This window comes from Pantoea allii, assembly GCF_002307475.1.
GTDB classification, from domain to species: Bacteria; Pseudomonadota; Gammaproteobacteria; order Enterobacterales; family Enterobacteriaceae; genus Pantoea; species Pantoea allii.
The window spans coordinates 1-14,859 of record NZ_NTMH01000042.1 but is presented as its reverse complement, the minus strand read 5'-3'; the positions used below and the strand labels follow the sequence as shown (position 1 = coordinate 14,859).

Genomic DNA, 14,859 nt, shown 5'->3' with positions numbered 1-14,859 from the left:
CTTTTGTATGTCTGTACGTTTCCATTTGAGTATCCTGAAAACGGGCTTTTCGGCATGGTACGTACATATTAAATAGTAGGAGTGCATAGTGGCCCGTATAGCAGGCATTAACATTCCTGATCAGAAACATACCGTTATCGCATTAACTTCGATCTTCGGTATTGGTAAGACTCGCTCAAAAGCCATCTGCGCTTCAACGGGTATTGCTGAAAATGTTAAGATCAGTGAGCTGTCTGAAGAACAAATTGATCAGCTGCGTGATGCAGTTGCTAAATTCGTTGTAGAAGGTGATCTGCGCCGTGAAATCACCCTGAGCATCAAGCGTCTTATGGACCTTGGTTGCTACCGTGGTTTGCGCCATCGTCGTGGTCTTCCGGTTCGCGGTCAGCGTACTAAGACCAACGCACGTACCCGTAAGGGTCCGCGTAAACCGATCAAGAAATAATCGGGGTGAGTAAATAATGGCAAAGGCACCAGTTCGTGCACGTAAGCGTGTAAGAAAACAAGTCTCAGATGGCGTGGCTCATGTCCATGCTTCTTTTAACAACACAATCGTTACCATTACTGATCGTCAGGGTAACGCACTGGGTTGGGCAACCGCCGGTGGTTCCGGTTTCCGCGGTTCACGTAAATCCACTCCGTTTGCTGCTCAGGTCGCTGCAGAGCGCTGTGCAGAAGCGGTAAAAGATTACGGTATTAAGAACCTGGAAGTTATGGTTAAGGGTCCGGGTCCGGGTCGCGAATCAACAATTCGTGCACTGAACGCCGCTGGTTTCCGCATCACGAATATTACTGATGTGACTCCGATCCCTCATAACGGTTGTCGTCCGCCGAAAAAACGTCGCGTATAACGCCCCGTTTTTTAGGATAGTTGGAGAAAGAAAATGGCAAGATATTTGGGTCCTAAGCTCAAGCTGAGCCGTCGTGAGGGCACTGACTTATTCCTTAAGTCTGGCGTTCGCGCGATTGATTCCAAGTGTAAAATTGAACAAGCTCCTGGTCAGCACGGTGCGCGTAAGCCACGTCTGTCTGACTACGGCGGCCAGTTACGTGAAAAGCAAAAAGTTCGTCGTATGTACGGTGTTCTTGAGCGTCAGTTCCGTAACTATTACAAAGAAGCAGCACGTCTGAAAGGCAACACCGGTGAAAACCTGTTGGCTCTGCTGGAAGGTCGTCTGGACAACGTCGTTTATCGTATGGGCTTTGGTGCCACGCGTGCGGAAGCACGTCAGTTGGTGAGCCATAAGTCTGTTCTGGTCAATGGTCGCGTTGTTAACATCGCTTCTTATCAGGTATCTCCGAATGATGTCGTTAGCATCCGTGAGAAAGCCAAAAAGCAATCTCGCGTGAAGGCCGCTCTGGAGCTGGCTGAGCAGCGTGAAAAGCCAACCTGGCTGGAAGTTGATGCAACTAAGATGGAAGGTGTGTTCAAACGTATTCCTGAACGTACCGATCTGTCTGCGGACATTAACGAACACCTGATCGTCGAGCTTTACTCCAAGTAAAGCTTAGTACCAAAGAGAGGACACAATGCAGGGTTCTGTGACAGAGTTTCTAAAACCGCGCCTGGTAGATATCGAGCAAGTGAGTTCGACGCACGCCAAGGTGACCCTTGAGCCTTTAGAGCGTGGCTTTGGCCATACTCTTGGTAACGCGCTGCGCCGTATTCTGCTTTCATCAATGCCGGGTTGCGCGGTGACCGAGGTTGAAATTGATGGTGTACTGCACGAGTACAGCACCAAAGAGGGTGTACAGGAAGATATCCTGGAAATCCTGCTCAACCTTAAAGGTTTGGCGGTAAGAGTTCAGGGCAAAGATGAAGTTATTCTTACCTTGAATAAATCTGGCATTGGCCCTGTGACTGCAGCCGACATTACCCATGATGGTGATGTCGAAATCGTCAAGCCGCAGCATGTGATCTGCCATCTGACCGATGACAACGCATCTATTAGTATGCGTATCAAAGTTCAGCGTGGTCGTGGTTATGTGCCGGCTTCTGCCCGAATTCATTCGGAAGAAGATGAGCGCCCGATCGGCCGTCTGTTAGTTGACGCTTGCTACAGCCCTGTAGACCGTATCGCCTACAATGTTGAAGCAGCGCGTGTAGAGCAGCGCACCGACCTGGACAAGCTGGTCATCGAAATGGAAACCAACGGCACAATCGATCCTGAAGAGGCGATTCGTCGTGCGGCAACCATCCTGGCAGAACAACTGGAAGCTTTCGTTGACTTACGTGATGTACGTCAGCCGGAAGTGAAAGAAGAGAAACCAGAATTCGATCCGATCCTGCTGCGCCCTGTTGACGATCTGGAATTGACTGTCCGCTCTGCTAACTGCCTTAAGGCAGAAGCTATCCACTACATCGGTGATCTGGTACAGCGTACCGAGGTTGAGCTGCTTAAAACGCCTAACCTTGGTAAAAAATCTCTTACCGAGATTAAAGATGTGCTGGCCTCACGTGGTCTGTCTCTGGGCATGCGCCTGGAAAACTGGCCACCGGCAAGCATTGCTGATGAATAACCCGATCACAGGTTAAGGTTTCACTGAGAAGGATAAGGTCATGCGCCATCGTAAGAGTGGTCGTCAACTGAACCGCAACAGCAGCCATCGTCAGGCTATGTTCCGCAACATGGCTGGCTCTCTGGTTCGTCATGAGATCATCAAGACGACTCTGCCGAAAGCCAAAGAGTTGCGCCGCGTAGTTGAGCCGCTGATTACTCTTGCCAAGACCGACAGCGTAGCTAATCGTCGTCTGGCATTCGCCCGCACTCGTGATAACGAGATCGTGGCAAAACTGTTTAATGAGTTAGGCCCGCGTTTCGCGAGCCGTGCAGGTGGTTACACTCGCATTCTGAAGTGTGGCTTCCGCGCTGGTGACAACGCTCCGATGGCATACATCGAGCTGGTTGATCGTCCAGAAGCTCAAGCAGAGGCTGCAGCAGAGTAATCTGTTGCAACGTGAAAAACCCGCTTCGGCGGGTTTTTTATTGCCTGCTATTTGCCCTCTGCTACGCTTGTGGTGTGACATAGGAGGCTAACAATGTGGTTAATCGATCAGCTGGCTGAACAGCATATTAAAGCGGCGCAGGAGAAAGGCGAACTCAGCAACCTTGCCGGAGAAGGTGCGCCATTAGTGCTGGACGATGACAGCCATGTTCCACCTGAATTACGCGCGGGCTATCGTTTACTCAAGAATGCGGGGTTTCTTCCCCCTGAACTTGAATTACGTCGTGAAGCGCTGGAAGTAAACGATCTTTTACGCCAACTGGATCCGGGCGATCCTGCAGCAGAAATGCATGCGCGCAAATTGCGGCACCTGACAGTGAAACTGCGTCAGGCGGGCATGAGCACAGCGTTCCTTGAGGGCGAATACGGTCCGGCCATTACCCATAAGCTCACGGTTGAATAGCGACTATTTTTATCTGGCGTCAAGGCGAGTATAATTTCTTTCACTGCGGCAAGGTTTCGCGCAGTTGGATCTTCGGGTCACCTAAACTGATGGAGGAGATATGTCCCGTTATCGTCATACCAAAGGGCAAATACGTGATAATGCGATTGAGGCACTACTGCACGACCCTTTATTTAGACAGCGTGTTGAACAGAACCAAAAAGGGAAAGGCAGCTTTAAACGTAAAGAGAAACATGCAAAAGGTCGGGGATGGGAGGGCAGTGATAAGTGCAGGACTTATCACTGCCCTTCTGCTTTTAATGACAAAAAAGCCGCAATGTCTGCGGCTTTAACGTTTTAGATCTTTGTATTCTGCTGTTTGAGCAAGTCACGAATTTCCGTTAACAGAACTTCCTCATTAGAGGGTTTCGGCGCAGGCTTTTCGACTTCTTTTTTCTGGTAGAGTTTATTCATCAGTTTAATCGCCATGAAAATGGCAAACGCAACGATGATAAAGTCGAAAACGGTCTGCAGAAAAATGCCGTATTGCATTACAACCGCTGGCGCATCACCCACAGCGGGTTTAAGTACCCAGCCGAATGATTTGAAATCCACGCCGCCGATCAATAAGCCCAGCGGTGGCATGATGATATTTGCCACTAATGATGAAACAATTTTACCAAATGCCGCACCAATAATGACACCCACGGCCAGATCAACAACATTGCCGCGCATCGCAAAATCACGAAACTCTTTGAATAAACTCATACTTCTCTCCTTGCCTTAGCCAATGCCATAAAGTTTAACAAAGCTTGCCATATTTGCCATCGCTGTGAGCAATTAGCCGGATTATGCCAGACAACGCGCGACCTTTTATTACAGGAAGAACGGACTTGGCTGGAACAGGCGCTCGACGTCCGGTACAAATTTCTTATCGGTTAAAAACATCACCACGTGGTCGCCCTGTTCGATGCGCAAATTGTCATTCGCTATCATCACATCATCCCCCCGGACCACTGCGCCAATAATTGTGCCCGGTGGCAGCTTGATATCATCAATGGAGCGGCCCACAACTCTTGACGTAGTTTCATCACCATGTGCAATCGCCTCGATGGCTTCGGCGATACCACGACGTAATGACGAGACGCCAACAATATCCGCTTTACGTACATGTCCCAACAATGCCGAGATCGTCGCCTGCTGTGGCGAGATGGCAATATCGATAACGCTGCCCTGAACCAGATCAACATAAGCCCGTCGTTGAATCAGTACCATCGCTTTCTTGGCACCCATTTTTTTCGCCAGCATGGCGGACATAATATTGGCTTCGTCATCATTGGTAACGGCAATAAATAAATCGACCTGCTCAATGTGTTCTTCTGCCAGCAATTCCTGATCGGACGCATCGCCATAGAACACCACAGTATCGTGCAACTGTTCAGCCAGCTCGGCAGCGCGCTGCGGATTGCGCTCAATGAGTTTTACGCTGTAATTTTTTTCGAGTTGCTGCGCCAGACCAAATCCAATATTCCCGCCGCCCACTAACATGATGCGCTTATAGGGTTTTTCCAGACGCTGCATTTCGCTCATTACCGCGCGAATATGTTGGCTGGCGGCAATGAAAAAGACTTCATCGCCGGCCTCAATAATGGTCGAGCCTTGCGGACGGATAGGGCGATCCTGTCGGAAGATCGCCGCAACCCGCGTATCAATATGCGGCATGTGGTCGCGCAGAATCGACAGCGGATTACCCACGAGCGGGCCACCGTAATAGGCTTTTACAACGGCCAGACTGACCTTGCCTTCGGCAAAGTTGACCACCTGCAGCGCACCAGGATACTGAATCAGACGATAAATATTGTCGATAACCAGTTGCTCAGGCGAAATCAAATGATCAATGGGCACAGCCTCGGGGATAAAAAGCTTATCGGCATCACGCAAATAGTCTGCCGCACGAATACGGGCAATGCGATTCGGTGTATTGAAAAGCGAATAGGCGATCTGACAGGCAATCATATTGGTTTCATCAGAACTGGTGACGGCGACCAGCATATCGGCATCTTCTGCACCGGCTTCGCGTAAAATACGCGGATGAGAACCATGACCCTGTACAACGCGTAAATCAAACTTATCCTGCAGTTGGCGTAAACGCGTGGAGTCCGTATCGACAACGGTAATGTCGTTGTTTTCGCCAACCAGGTTTTCAGCCAGGGTACCGCCGACCTGACCGGCACCAAGAATTATGATTTTCATCGCTTTTCAATGCCTTCTCAGTGTGGACTCGCGAGCTTCACAAGCTTAGCGTAGAAAAAACCGTCTCCGCCTTCTGCTTCAGGAAAGACCTGCCAGCCGTTAAGGGGAGCACCAGACAGCGACACAGCCTGAGCATCCGCGTGGCGCTGTACAAAGTCGCTGATTTGCTGCTGATTCTCATCTGGCAGCACAGAGCAGGTTGCATAGATCATCGTACCGCCCGGTTTAAGCAGTGGCCATGTCGCATCCAGAATGTCACGCTGTAAGGCTGCCAGCTCAGTAATATCACGATCGCGACGTAACCACTTGATATCAGGATGACGGCGGATAACGCCAGTTGCTGAGCAGGGCGCATCCAGCAGTATGCGATCAAACTGACGTTGGTCACACCATTGCTGCGGGGTACGTCCATCTCCCTGTTTCACTTCTGCGGTCATACCAAGACGGCCCAGATTTTCATGCACGCGCTTCAGGCGCTGCGCGTCAACATCGACAGCAAGCACCTGCGCCTCAGGGGCGATTTCGAGGATATGGGTCGTTTTACCTCCCGGCGCCGCGCAGAGATCCAGAATTTGCTCACCGTTTTTGGGCTCAAGCAGAAGCGCACAACGCTGGGCGGAGAGATCCTGTACGGTAATCCAGCCTTGTTCAAAGCCGGGTAACACATTAACGGATGCCGGCGATTCAAGACGCAAAGCTTCAGGCACATCGTCAGCAACAGCTGCGTTCCTTTCATCCGCCGTCAGCAGGGCCAGCCAGCTGTCACGCGAATGGTGCTGACGGTTAACCCTTAACCACATTGGCGGACGCTGGTTGTTCGCCTCAACAATTTGCTGCCAGTGCGCTGGCCAGGCCTGTTGAAGCCGGTTCAGTAACCAGCCCGGATGCAGGTGACGCTGTGGGCCATCCTGAATACTGGCAAGCAGTTCTTCCTGACGACGCTGGAACTGACGTAATACGCCATTAATTAGCCCTTTCAGGTTTGCTCGTTTCAGCACTTCAGCACCGGCAACTGTCTCATCTAATGCCGCATGAGCAGGTATACGTGTATAGAGCAGCTGATATAAGCCCACCATAATCAGGAAGTGCAGTGTACGCTGCTTACCCGTTAACGGGCGTTCCATCAATTTGCCGATAAGCGCTTCCAGCTGCGGTAAGGTGCGCAACACACCAAAGCAGATCTCCTGGACCAGCGCGGCATCTTTGTCTGAGAGCTTTTTCTGTGCCGCAGGCAAGACGGTATTCAGGGACTCGCCTTTATCGACAACGCGCTCGATCAGTTGAGCAGACAGGCTACGAAGATTGGTTGGTTTAGTCATAAGATAGTGCCATCAAGCAAAAGGCCCGGTTTTTGCCGGGCCTGAGGGTCAGTCCAGAAGAGTGCCGGCTTCAAACCATTCTCGGCGCGAGTTAAGCAGATCCTGTGCCGACATCGGTTTTTTACCGGCGGGTTGAAGCTGAAGCAAATTCAGCACGCCGTCGGCAGTGGCAATTTGAATGCCTTGTTTGTCAGCCTGGATAATCTCTCCTGGCTGTTTGTTCACATGAGGTAAGACGCAGGCTTGCCAGACTTTAACCGGCTGATCATTCACCATAAAAAAGCTTATCGGCCAGGGATTGAAGGCACGGATGCAGCGTTCCAGCTGTTTGGCCGACAGCGTCCAGTTAAGGCGCGCTTCCTCTTTACTGAGCTTCTCCGCATAGTTGGCCTGGCTTTCGTCTTGCTGAATGGCCTGCGCTTGACCATCACGTAACTGAGCTAAGGTTGTCAGCAGTCCTGCCGGGCCCAGATCTGCCAGCTTGTCATAAAGCGTGGCACTGGTATCTTCCGCGCTAATTGGACAGGCCAGTTTCAACAGCATATCACCGGTATCCAGCCCAACATCCATCTGCATGATGGTCACACCTGTTTCACTGTCACCCGCCCAGAGCGCGCGCTGAATGGGCGCGGCGCCACGCCAGCGTGGCAGCAGGGAACCGTGTACGTTGATACAGCCCAGTCGGGGCATATCAAGCACGGCTTTTGGCAGAATGAGCCCATAAGCGACCACCACCATTACGTCAGCCTGCAAATCTGCAATCAGCTGTTGGTTTTCTGCAGGGCGCAAGGATTTGGGTTGAAATACCGGAATGTTTTGGGCCAGGGCTAAGGATTTAACCGGGCCGGCGGTCAACTTATTGCCGCGACCTGCGGGACGATCCGGTTGGGTAAAGACGCCAACCACCTGATGCTCAGAAGCAAGCAGCGCGTCAAGGTGACGCGCTGCAAAGTCTGGCGTGCCAGCAAAAATAATTTTAAGCGGAGCAGACACGTTTATCCCTTTTTCAGATCTCAGGAAGCCTGGGCGTTTTGTCGCGCCAGTTTTTCTAACTTAGTTTTGATGCGCTGACGCTTTAAAGGCGAAAGATAATCAATAAACAGTTTGCCATCGAGATGGTCGATTTCGTGTTGAATACAGATAGCCAGCAGATCACCGGTTTCAAGTTCGAAACTTTTACCGTCACGATCTAACGCACGGACTTTTACTCGCTCAGCACGTGGCACAAAAGCGCGTTGCTCAGGAATGGACAGACAGCCTTCTTCAATACCTGTTTCACCGCTTTTTTCCAGAAGCTCAGGATTAATTAATACCAGACGCTCATCGCGGTTCTCTGATACATCAATCACAATGATGCGCTGGTGAATGTCCACCTGCGTGGCAGCCAGGCCGATACCTTCTTCGGAATACATGGTTTCGAACATATCATCAACGATACGCTGAACGTCCGCGTTAACTTCTTTAACAGGCGCGGCAATTTTGCGCAGGCGCTCGTCAGGAAAATGTAATACCTGTAAAACTGACATAAATATCCAGATATATATTCTAAAAGGGAAAGATTACTGCCCCATATTGTAGACTTTTTAGCACCTGATTGACAGCATTCTGCGGAGGGAAGCAACGGTTATCAGGAGGCTGTAAAGATGCAAAAAAGGGAGCAGTTACTGCGGCTGGCCGCCATTCCGGGCATAACGGGCAGGCGCTGGTTAAGCGCGGCACAGCAACTGTCTGAAGACAAAGATGTTGATGATGTGTTAACTCTGAACGGGTTTGAGGCTTCACAACGCCACTATTACCATCATATTTCCCCCCGTTGGCTGGCGACAGTTAAGACGTGGCTGGCAACGAGCCCGTTGCACCATCTGATTACCGCACTTGATCCGCTTTATCCCGCTCAACTGGCTGAAACGGCCTGTTTTCCTCCGCTGTTGTATGTGAAAGGCGACCCCGCCGTGTTGGGGGCACCGCAGTTAGCGGTGGTCGGCAGCCGTCAATGTTCCCACTCCGGCCGTTACTGGTGTGACTGGTTTACTCAACAGTTATCGCTAAGTGGCTTTACTATCACCAGCGGCCTGGCGCTTGGCATTGATGGCGTTGCGCATCGCGCCGCGCTGAGGGTTCAGGGGAAAACCGTTGCGGTGCTGGGCAGCGGACTGGAGCATCTTTATCCCAAAAAGCATGGTGCATTGGCGCAGGAGATTGTCGGGCAGGGCGGCGCCGTGGTATCTGAGTTTCCGCTTGATGCCGTACCGCTGGCACATCGTTTTCCACGCAGAAACCGTATTATCAGTGGGCTGAGCCAGGGCGTTTTAGTCATAGAAGCGTCATTAAAGAGTGGTTCATTAGTCACAGCCCGTTATGCATTAGAGCAAAATCGCGCGGTTTATGCCTTGCCCGGCGCATTAGGAAACAGCGGCAGTGAGGGAACAAACTGGCTGATTCAACAGGGCGCGATGCTGGTGGCACATCCTAATAACATCATTGAAGATTTACGCGCTATGCTTAACTGGTTACCTGTTACACAATCAGACGAAATTTATTCTGATGCCAGTGACGATGCTCCATTGCCATTTGCCGAGCTGTTGGCTAACGTAGGTGATGAGGTTACACCTGTTGACGTTGTCGCTGAACGTGCCGGCCAACCTGTGCCAGTTATTACAGCTCAATTGCTGGAACTGGAGTTAGCAGGATGGATCGCAGCTGTACCCGGCGGCTATGTCCGATTGAGGAGGGCATGCCATGTTCGACGTACTCATGTACTTGTTTGAGACCTATATCCACAACGAAGCAGAAATGGGTGTTGATCAGGACAGATTGACAGATGACTTGACGGATGCCGGTTTTCATCGCGAAGATATCTATAACGCGTTGAACTGGTTAGAAAAATTGGCAGACTACCAGGAAGGTCTGGTCGCCCCAATTTTACTGGCAAATGATCCGCTCTCCATGCGCATCTATACAGATGAAGAGAGCAAGCGTTTAGATGCCGAAAGCCGCGGTTTCCTGCTTTTCCTGGAGCAAATCCAGGTCTTGAGTCTGGAAACACGAGAAATGGTCATTGAACGTGTCATGGCGCTTGATACTCTTGATTTCGATCTTGAGGATCTTAAATGGGTGGTGTTGATGGTGTTGTTTAACATCCCAGGATGTGAAAACGCCTATCAACAAATGGAAGAACTGTTATTCGACGTCAACGAAGGTATGCTGCATTAAATTTTCACTGATGCATTATCGTTATGAGTAAAACCGCACTCTTTACTGCGCGTAAACAGGACCCCTGCCCCGCTTGCGGGGCAGAACTTGTTATACGTTCAGGAAAACACGGCCCTTTTTTGGGCTGTGCAAACTACCCTGCCTGCGACTACATCCGGCCCCTGGGAAACCAGGCCGACGGACATGTAGTAAAAGTTCTGGAAGGTCATGCTTGCCCGCAATGTGGTGCTGATAAAGTGTTACGTCAGGGCCGTTTTGGCATGTTTATTGGCTGTAGCGACTATCCAGCGTGTGATTACACGGAAACGATCGATAAACCTGATGAGACAACCATCGACTGCCCGCAGTGTCAGCAAGGTAAACTGGTACAGCGGCGATCGCGTTTTGGCAAAACCTTCCATTCCTGTGACCGCTATCCAGCCTGCCAGTTTGCCGTTAATCTGACGCCAGTCGCTGGACGCTGTCCGCATTGTGAATTTCCGCTTTTAGTTGAAAAAAAGACGGCGCAGGGCACCCGGCTTTTTTGCGCCAGTAAAAGTTGTGGCAAAGCTATCACTGAAGAGACGTAAGACATAACCATGCAAAATCAACCAGTTTCCGGCTCACTACAGGATTGTGTGAACCATCTGAAGCAACATGCCGTGATTGCTTATCCCACTGAAGCGGTATTCGGCCTGGGCTGCGACCCCGACGATGAATCGGCAGTGATGGCTCTGCTGGCATTGAAAAGACGCCCAGTGGAAAAAGGGTTGATTCTGATAGCGGCCGATTACGGCCAGCTTATGCCCTACGTCTCCGATCATGTCTTAACGGCGATGCAGCGTGAACGTATGTTTGCCTGCTGGCCAGGCCCGGTCACCTTTGTTGTGCCAGCAGCACCGCAAACGCCACGTTGGTTAACCGGACAGTTTGATTCCCTGGCTATTCGCGTCAGCGACCATCCTGACGTTCAGGCGTTGTGCCGGGCGTTTGGTAAACCTCTGGTTTCAACCAGCGCGAATCTTTCTGGTCAGCCACCTTGCCGTTCAGTAGAAGAGGTTAAACTGCAGTTTGGTGCTGCGTTTCCCGTACTCAATGGAGAGACGGGAGGAAGGCTAAACCCTTCTGAGATCCGTGACGTGGTTAGCGGCAACCAGATACGGCAGGGCTAGCAGATGGCATATTTTGCAGTTTTCGGACATCCGATCAGTCACAGCAAATCCCCGCAAATTCATCAGGCCTTTGCCAGGCAAACGGGTATTGCGCTTCAATACGATCGTATTGAAGCGCCTGTCGATGCCTTTCCCCAGGCTATCACCACTTTTTTCTCTCAGGGTGGGGCAGGCGCTAATATCACGTTACCTTTTAAACAACAGGCCTGGGAATATGCAGACCAGCTCACCGAACGTGCCTCTCTCTCTGGTGCCGTCAACACGTTGAAGAAATGCCAGGATGGTCAGATTCTTGGCGATAATACGGATGGCATCGGTTTAGTCAGCGATCTGCAGCGTCTGTCGATGATCAAACCTGGCGATCATATTTTGCTGGTGGGGGCGGGAGGTGCGGCGCGTGGCGTCATCCTTCCTCTGCTTTCGCTGGGCACGTCAATTACGGTGGTAAACCGTACGGCTGCTAATGCCCAGAGCATGGCAAAGACGTTTGCGCACCGTGGGGCGGTGAGTGCCCTTTCTTTTGAGGAGCTTGAAGGTAAACATTTTGATTTGCTGATTAACGCAACGTCGAGCGGCATCAATGGCGATGTGCCACCGTTATCGTCTTCATTAATTCATGCGGATTTACGCTGTTATGACATGTTCTACCAGAATGGATTGACCGCTTTTTTGCGCTGGTGTCACCAGCAGGGTTCATCTCATCTGGCTGATGGGTTAGGCATGCTGGTGGGGCAGGCCGCGCATGCCTTTCATCTGTGGCATGGCATCATGCCGGAGATTGCGCCTGTCATTGCGTCCTTAAAAGCCGAGATACAGTCATGAATCAGGCTATCCAGTTTCCAGACCGTGAAACGCTGGATGTCACATTAAAGGCTGTTTGTTTTCCCGTTTTGGTTAATGGCATGGGACTGACCTGTGCTATCAGCGTGGATGCGTTACACCAACAGTTCGGGGAGGGAGACACGATGGCCCTGTTTCGTGACCATCGCTGGGATCTGGAAGATGTGGCTGAAGACTGTATCCGTAACGATCAGGTAGATAATGAAGGATGGGTCTGGCTGTCGCCTGCCAGATAGTCGTTCTTCCAGCTAACATAGTTGCGGGCAGAGTAGAGCAATCCTTCAATTTCTTTTTCATTCAGCGGTCGAATTTGTTTTACCGGGCTGCCTACATAAAGATAACCGCTTTCCAGTCTCTTACCCGGCGGGACCAGACTCCCGGCACCAATCAGAACATCATCTTCAACAATCACGCCATCCAGCACGATTGAACCCATCCCAACCAGCACGCGATTACCGATGGTGCAGCCATGCAGCATCGCCTTATGCCCAACGGTAACATCCTGACCGATAACCAGTGGGAAACCTGCGGGATTGGCATCAGACTTATGGGTTACATGAAGTACGCTGCCATCCTGAATATTGGTACGGGCACCGATGCGAACCTGATTCACATCACCACGAATAGCCACTAAAGGCCAGATACCTACATCATCTTCGATAATGACGTCGCCCACCACCACGCTTGTGGAATCAACCATGACGCGCAGACCCAACTGCGGGAAAAGATGTTTATAAGGGCGTAATGCTACAGTCATTGTATTCTCCTTTACTGAGTTTACCGGCAGCCTGCTGTGATTCTGACCTGCTGGCAAGGGGATTTTGCCCCGGATCGTTGGCGATCTAACCAATATGAATGTTTTCTCGACAGTCAGAAAAAAGATCCAAAAAAAAGGGTTGTGCAATTTATTCGGATCCCTATAATGCGCCTCCACTGACACGGCACAACGGCTTACGGAATGCGGTGTTGAGAGGTTCAGGAAACTGAACCGCCGGAGAAAAACTTCTGAAAAAGAAGTTGACTCTGAAGGAGGAAAGCGTAATATACGCCACCTCGCGACAGACGGTTAACCCGCTGTTCGCACTGCTCTTTAACAATTTATCAGACAATCTGTGTGGGCACTCGCAGGATTGATATCAGCGTCNNCGGACGTAAAAAATATCAAGTCTCACGAGTGAACACATAATGAAATTCATTATGACGTTTTACAGATGAGCACCGCTGAACTGGTTTCAGCAAATCAAACTTAAATTGAAGAGTTTGATCATGGCTCAGATTGAACGCTGGCGGCAGGCCTAACACATGCAAGTCGGACGGTAGCACAGAGAGCTTGCTCTCGGGTGACGAGTGGCGGACGGGTGAGTAATGTCTGGGGATCTGCCCGATAGAGGGGGATAACCACTGGAAACGGTGGCTAATACCGCATAACGTCGCAAGACCAAAGAGGGGGACCTTCGGGCCTCTCACTATCGGATGAACCCAGATGGGATTAGCTAGTAGGCGGGGTAACGGCCCACCTAGGCGACGATCCCTAGCTGGTCTGAGAGGATGACCAGCCACACTGGAACTGAGACACGGTCCAGACTCCTACGGGAGGCAGCAGTGGGGAATATTGCACAATGGGCGCAAGCCTGATGCAGCCATGCCGCGTGTATGAAGAAGGCCTTCGGGTTGTAAAGTACTTTCAGCGGGGAGGAAGGCATTGTGGTTAATAACCGCAGTGATTGACGTTACCCGCAGAAGAAGCACCGGCTAACTCCGTGCCAGCAGCCGCGGTAATACGGAGGGTGCAAGCGTTAATCGGAATTACTGGGCGTAAAGCGCACGCAGGCGGTCTGTTAAGTCAGATGTGAAATCCCCGGGCTTAACCTGGGAACTGCATTTGAAACTGGCAGGCTTGAGTCTCGTAGAGGGGGGTAGAATTCCAGGTGTAGCGGTGAAATGCGTAGAGATCTGGAGGAATACCGGTGGCGAAGGCGGCCCCCTGGACGAAGACTGACGCTCAGGTGCGAAAGCGTGGGGAGCAAACAGGATTAGATACCCTGGTAGTCCACGCCGTAAACGATGTCGACTTGGAGGTTGTTCCCTTGAGGAGTGGCTTCCGGAGCTAACGCGTTAAGTCGACCGCCTGGGGAGTACGGCCGCAAGGTTAAAACTCAAATGAATTGACGGGGGCCCGCACAAGCGGTGGAGCATGTGGTTTAATTCGATGCAACGCGAAGAACCTTACCTACTCTTGACATCCAGAGAACTTAGCAGAGATGCTTTGGTGCCTTCGGGAACTCTGAGACAGGTGCTGCATGGCTGTCGTCAGCTCGTGTTGTGAAATGTTGGGTTAAGTCCCGCAACGAGCGCAACCCTTATCCTTTGTTGCCAGCGATTCGGTCGGGAACTCAAAGGAGACTGCCGGTGATAAACCGGAGGAAGGTGGGGATGACGTCAAGTCATCATGGCCCTTACGAGTAGGGCTACACACGTGCTACAATGGCGCATACAAAGAGAAGCGACCTCGCGAGAGCAAGCGGACCTCATAAAGTGCGTCGTAGTCCGGATCGGAGTCTGCAACTCGACTCCGTGAAGTCGGAATCGCTAGTAATCGTGGATCAGAATGCCACGGTGAATACGTTCCCGGGCCTTGTACACACCGCCCGTCACACCATGGGAGTGGGTTGCAAAAGAAGTAGGTAGCTTAACC

General features: G+C 51.2%; 19 protein-coding genes and 1 rRNA gene. 14 read left to right on the top strand and 6 right to left on the bottom strand.

Annotated elements, in window-relative coordinates:
• Nucleotides 1-88 precede the first annotated feature (88 nt).
• The 7 genes from rpsM (at nt 89) to CMR03_RS21305 (ending at nt 3,749) form a co-directional block, all read left to right on the top strand.
• Nucleotides 89-445: a 30S ribosomal protein S13 gene (gene rpsM / locus CMR03_RS21335; protein ID WP_003850176.1), complete on the top strand. Its 357-nt coding sequence runs from the start codon at nt 89-91 to the stop codon at nt 443-445.
• A 16-nt stretch (nt 446-461) separates the two neighbouring features.
• Nucleotides 462-851, top strand: coding sequence for a 30S ribosomal protein S11 (rpsK, locus tag CMR03_RS21330; protein ID WP_004160563.1), 390 nt, complete (start codon nt 462-464; stop codon nt 849-851).
• A 33-nt stretch (nt 852-884) separates the two neighbouring features.
• Nucleotides 885-1,505, top strand: coding sequence for a 30S ribosomal protein S4 (gene rpsD, locus CMR03_RS21325; RefSeq protein ID WP_063877461.1), 621 nt, complete (start codon nt 885-887; stop codon nt 1,503-1,505).
• Nucleotides 1,506-1,530: 25 nt separating this feature from the next.
• Nucleotides 1,531-2,520 (top strand): DNA-directed RNA polymerase subunit alpha, encoded by a 990-nt coding sequence (locus tag CMR03_RS21320; RefSeq protein WP_033741519.1) that lies wholly within the window; start codon nt 1,531-1,533, stop codon nt 2,518-2,520.
• A 40-nt stretch (nt 2,521-2,560) separates the two neighbouring features.
• Nucleotides 2,561-2,947: a 50S ribosomal protein L17 gene (gene rplQ, locus CMR03_RS21315; protein WP_003850180.1), complete on the top strand. Its 387-nt coding sequence runs from the start codon at nt 2,561-2,563 to the stop codon at nt 2,945-2,947.
• 93 nt (nt 2,948-3,040) lie between these two features.
• Nucleotides 3,041-3,409, top strand: coding sequence for a DnaJ family domain-containing protein (locus CMR03_RS21310; RefSeq protein ID WP_063877460.1), 369 nt, complete (start codon nt 3,041-3,043; stop codon nt 3,407-3,409).
• 100 nt (nt 3,410-3,509) lie between these two features.
• Complete coding sequence (locus tag CMR03_RS21305) at nt 3,510-3,749, top strand: alternative ribosome-rescue factor A (protein ID WP_063877459.1); 240 nt, start codon at nt 3,510-3,512, stop codon at nt 3,747-3,749.
• Here CMR03_RS21305 and mscL read toward each other — a convergent pair.
• The 5 genes from mscL to def all read right to left on the bottom strand — a co-directional run bounded on the left by mscL (nt 3,746) and on the right by def (nt 8,486).
• Nucleotides 3,746-4,156: a large-conductance mechanosensitive channel protein MscL gene (gene mscL / locus CMR03_RS21300; protein WP_063877458.1), complete on the bottom strand. Its 411-nt coding sequence runs from the start codon at nt 4,154-4,156 to the stop codon at nt 3,746-3,748. The two genes, CMR03_RS21305 and mscL, sit on opposite strands and share 4 nt — an antisense overlap.
• Before the next feature lie 108 nt (nt 4,157-4,264).
• Nucleotides 4,265-5,641, bottom strand: a complete 1,377-nt coding sequence (trkA, locus tag CMR03_RS21295; protein WP_063877457.1) for a Trk system potassium transporter TrkA — start codon at nt 5,639-5,641, stop codon at nt 4,265-4,267.
• 17 nt (nt 5,642-5,658) lie between these two features.
• Complete coding sequence (gene rsmB / locus CMR03_RS21290; RefSeq protein WP_096012594.1) at nt 5,659-6,960, bottom strand: 16S rRNA (cytosine(967)-C(5))-methyltransferase RsmB; 1,302 nt, start codon at nt 6,958-6,960, stop codon at nt 5,659-5,661.
• A 48-nt stretch (nt 6,961-7,008) separates the two neighbouring features.
• Nucleotides 7,009-7,953 carry a methionyl-tRNA formyltransferase gene (fmt, locus tag CMR03_RS21285; RefSeq protein ID WP_096012593.1) on the bottom strand — a complete coding sequence of 315 codons (945 nt, stop codon included), beginning with the start codon at nt 7,951-7,953 and terminating at the stop codon, nt 7,009-7,011.
• A 20-nt stretch (nt 7,954-7,973) separates the two neighbouring features.
• Nucleotides 7,974-8,486 (bottom strand): peptide deformylase, encoded by a 513-nt coding sequence (def, locus tag CMR03_RS21280; protein WP_063877454.1) that lies wholly within the window; start codon nt 8,484-8,486, stop codon nt 7,974-7,976.
• Nucleotides 8,487-8,603: 117 nt separating this feature from the next.
• Between def and dprA the strand changes: the two genes are divergently transcribed.
• From dprA to CMR03_RS21250, 6 genes are read left to right on the top strand one after another with little or no spacing between them, the layout of a single operon-like run.
• Entirely contained in the window at nt 8,604-9,728 is a 1,125-nt protein-coding gene (gene dprA, locus CMR03_RS21275) for a DNA-protecting protein DprA (RefSeq protein WP_096012592.1), read from the top strand.
• A complete protein-coding gene (smg, locus tag CMR03_RS21270; protein ID WP_013027451.1) occupies nt 9,700-10,173 on the top strand; it encodes a DUF494 family protein Smg in 474 nt (157 codons plus the stop codon). The genes dprA and smg overlap by 29 nt, the downstream gene beginning before the upstream one ends.
• 23 nt (nt 10,174-10,196) lie before the next feature.
• On the top strand, nt 10,197-10,742 hold the full coding sequence (locus CMR03_RS21265) for a DNA topoisomerase family protein (RefSeq protein WP_096012591.1): 546 nt from the start codon (nt 10,197-10,199) through the stop codon (nt 10,740-10,742).
• A gap of 9 nt (nt 10,743-10,751) precedes the next feature.
• Nucleotides 10,752-11,324, top strand: a complete 573-nt coding sequence (gene tsaC, locus CMR03_RS21260) for an L-threonylcarbamoyladenylate synthase type 1 TsaC (RefSeq protein ID WP_096012590.1) — start codon at nt 10,752-10,754, stop codon at nt 11,322-11,324.
• Nucleotides 11,325-11,327: 3 nt separating this feature from the next.
• Nucleotides 11,328-12,146: a shikimate dehydrogenase gene (gene aroE / locus CMR03_RS21255; RefSeq protein WP_096012589.1), complete on the top strand. Its 819-nt coding sequence runs from the start codon at nt 11,328-11,330 to the stop codon at nt 12,144-12,146.
• Nucleotides 12,143-12,400 carry a DUF1488 family protein gene (locus CMR03_RS21250; protein ID WP_063877449.1) on the top strand — a complete coding sequence of 86 codons (258 nt, stop codon included), beginning with the start codon at nt 12,143-12,145 and terminating at the stop codon, nt 12,398-12,400. The genes aroE and CMR03_RS21250 overlap by 4 nt, the downstream gene beginning before the upstream one ends.
• Here the strand turns inward: CMR03_RS21250 and CMR03_RS21245 are convergent.
• Complete coding sequence (locus CMR03_RS21245; RefSeq protein ID WP_063877448.1) at nt 12,355-12,921, bottom strand: gamma carbonic anhydrase family protein; 567 nt, start codon at nt 12,919-12,921, stop codon at nt 12,355-12,357. The genes CMR03_RS21250 and CMR03_RS21245 overlap by 46 nt on opposite strands.
• Before the next feature lie 491 nt (nt 12,922-13,412).
• Between CMR03_RS21245 and CMR03_RS21240 the strand changes: the two genes are divergently transcribed.
• Nucleotides 13,413-14,859 (top strand): 16S ribosomal RNA (locus CMR03_RS21240); the annotation flags it as partial.

Bases quoted from the DNA above. Each gene is read 5' to 3' on its own strand.
- rsmB (WP_096012594.1), bottom strand. From the start codon at position 6,960: ATGACTAAACCAACCAATCTTCGTAGCCTGTCTGCTCAACTGATCGAG.
- rplQ (WP_003850180.1), top strand. From the start codon at position 2,561: ATGCGCCATCGTAAGAGTGGTCGTCAACTGAACCGCAACAGCAGCCAT.
- aroE (WP_096012589.1), top strand. From the start codon at position 11,328: ATGGCATATTTTGCAGTTTTCGGACATCCGATCAGTCACAGCAAATCC.
- CMR03_RS21265 (WP_096012591.1), top strand. From the start codon at position 10,197: ATGAGTAAAACCGCACTCTTTACTGCGCGTAAACAGGACCCCTGCCCC.
- CMR03_RS21245 (WP_063877448.1), bottom strand. From the start codon at position 12,921: ATGACTGTAGCATTACGCCCTTATAAACATCTTTTCCCGCAGTTGGGT.
- trkA (WP_063877457.1), bottom strand. From the start codon at position 5,641: ATGAAAATCATAATTCTTGGTGCCGGTCAGGTCGGCGGTACCCTGGCT.
- CMR03_RS21305 (WP_063877459.1), top strand. From the start codon at position 3,510: ATGTCCCGTTATCGTCATACCAAAGGGCAAATACGTGATAATGCGATT.
- smg (WP_013027451.1), top strand. From the start codon at position 9,700: ATGTTCGACGTACTCATGTACTTGTTTGAGACCTATATCCACAACGAA.
- CMR03_RS21310 (WP_063877460.1), top strand. From the start codon at position 3,041: ATGTGGTTAATCGATCAGCTGGCTGAACAGCATATTAAAGCGGCGCAG.
- rpsK (WP_004160563.1), top strand. From the start codon at position 462: ATGGCAAAGGCACCAGTTCGTGCACGTAAGCGTGTAAGAAAACAAGTC.
- mscL (WP_063877458.1), bottom strand. From the start codon at position 4,156: ATGAGTTTATTCAAAGAGTTTCGTGATTTTGCGATGCGCGGCAATGTT.
- dprA (WP_096012592.1), top strand. From the start codon at position 8,604: ATGCAAAAAAGGGAGCAGTTACTGCGGCTGGCCGCCATTCCGGGCATA.
- def (WP_063877454.1), bottom strand. From the start codon at position 8,486: ATGTCAGTTTTACAGGTATTACATTTTCCTGACGAGCGCCTGCGCAAA.
- rpsD (WP_063877461.1), top strand. From the start codon at position 885: ATGGCAAGATATTTGGGTCCTAAGCTCAAGCTGAGCCGTCGTGAGGGC.
- CMR03_RS21320 (WP_033741519.1), top strand. From the start codon at position 1,531: ATGCAGGGTTCTGTGACAGAGTTTCTAAAACCGCGCCTGGTAGATATC.
- tsaC (WP_096012590.1), top strand. From the start codon at position 10,752: ATGCAAAATCAACCAGTTTCCGGCTCACTACAGGATTGTGTGAACCAT.
- CMR03_RS21250 (WP_063877449.1), top strand. From the start codon at position 12,143: ATGAATCAGGCTATCCAGTTTCCAGACCGTGAAACGCTGGATGTCACA.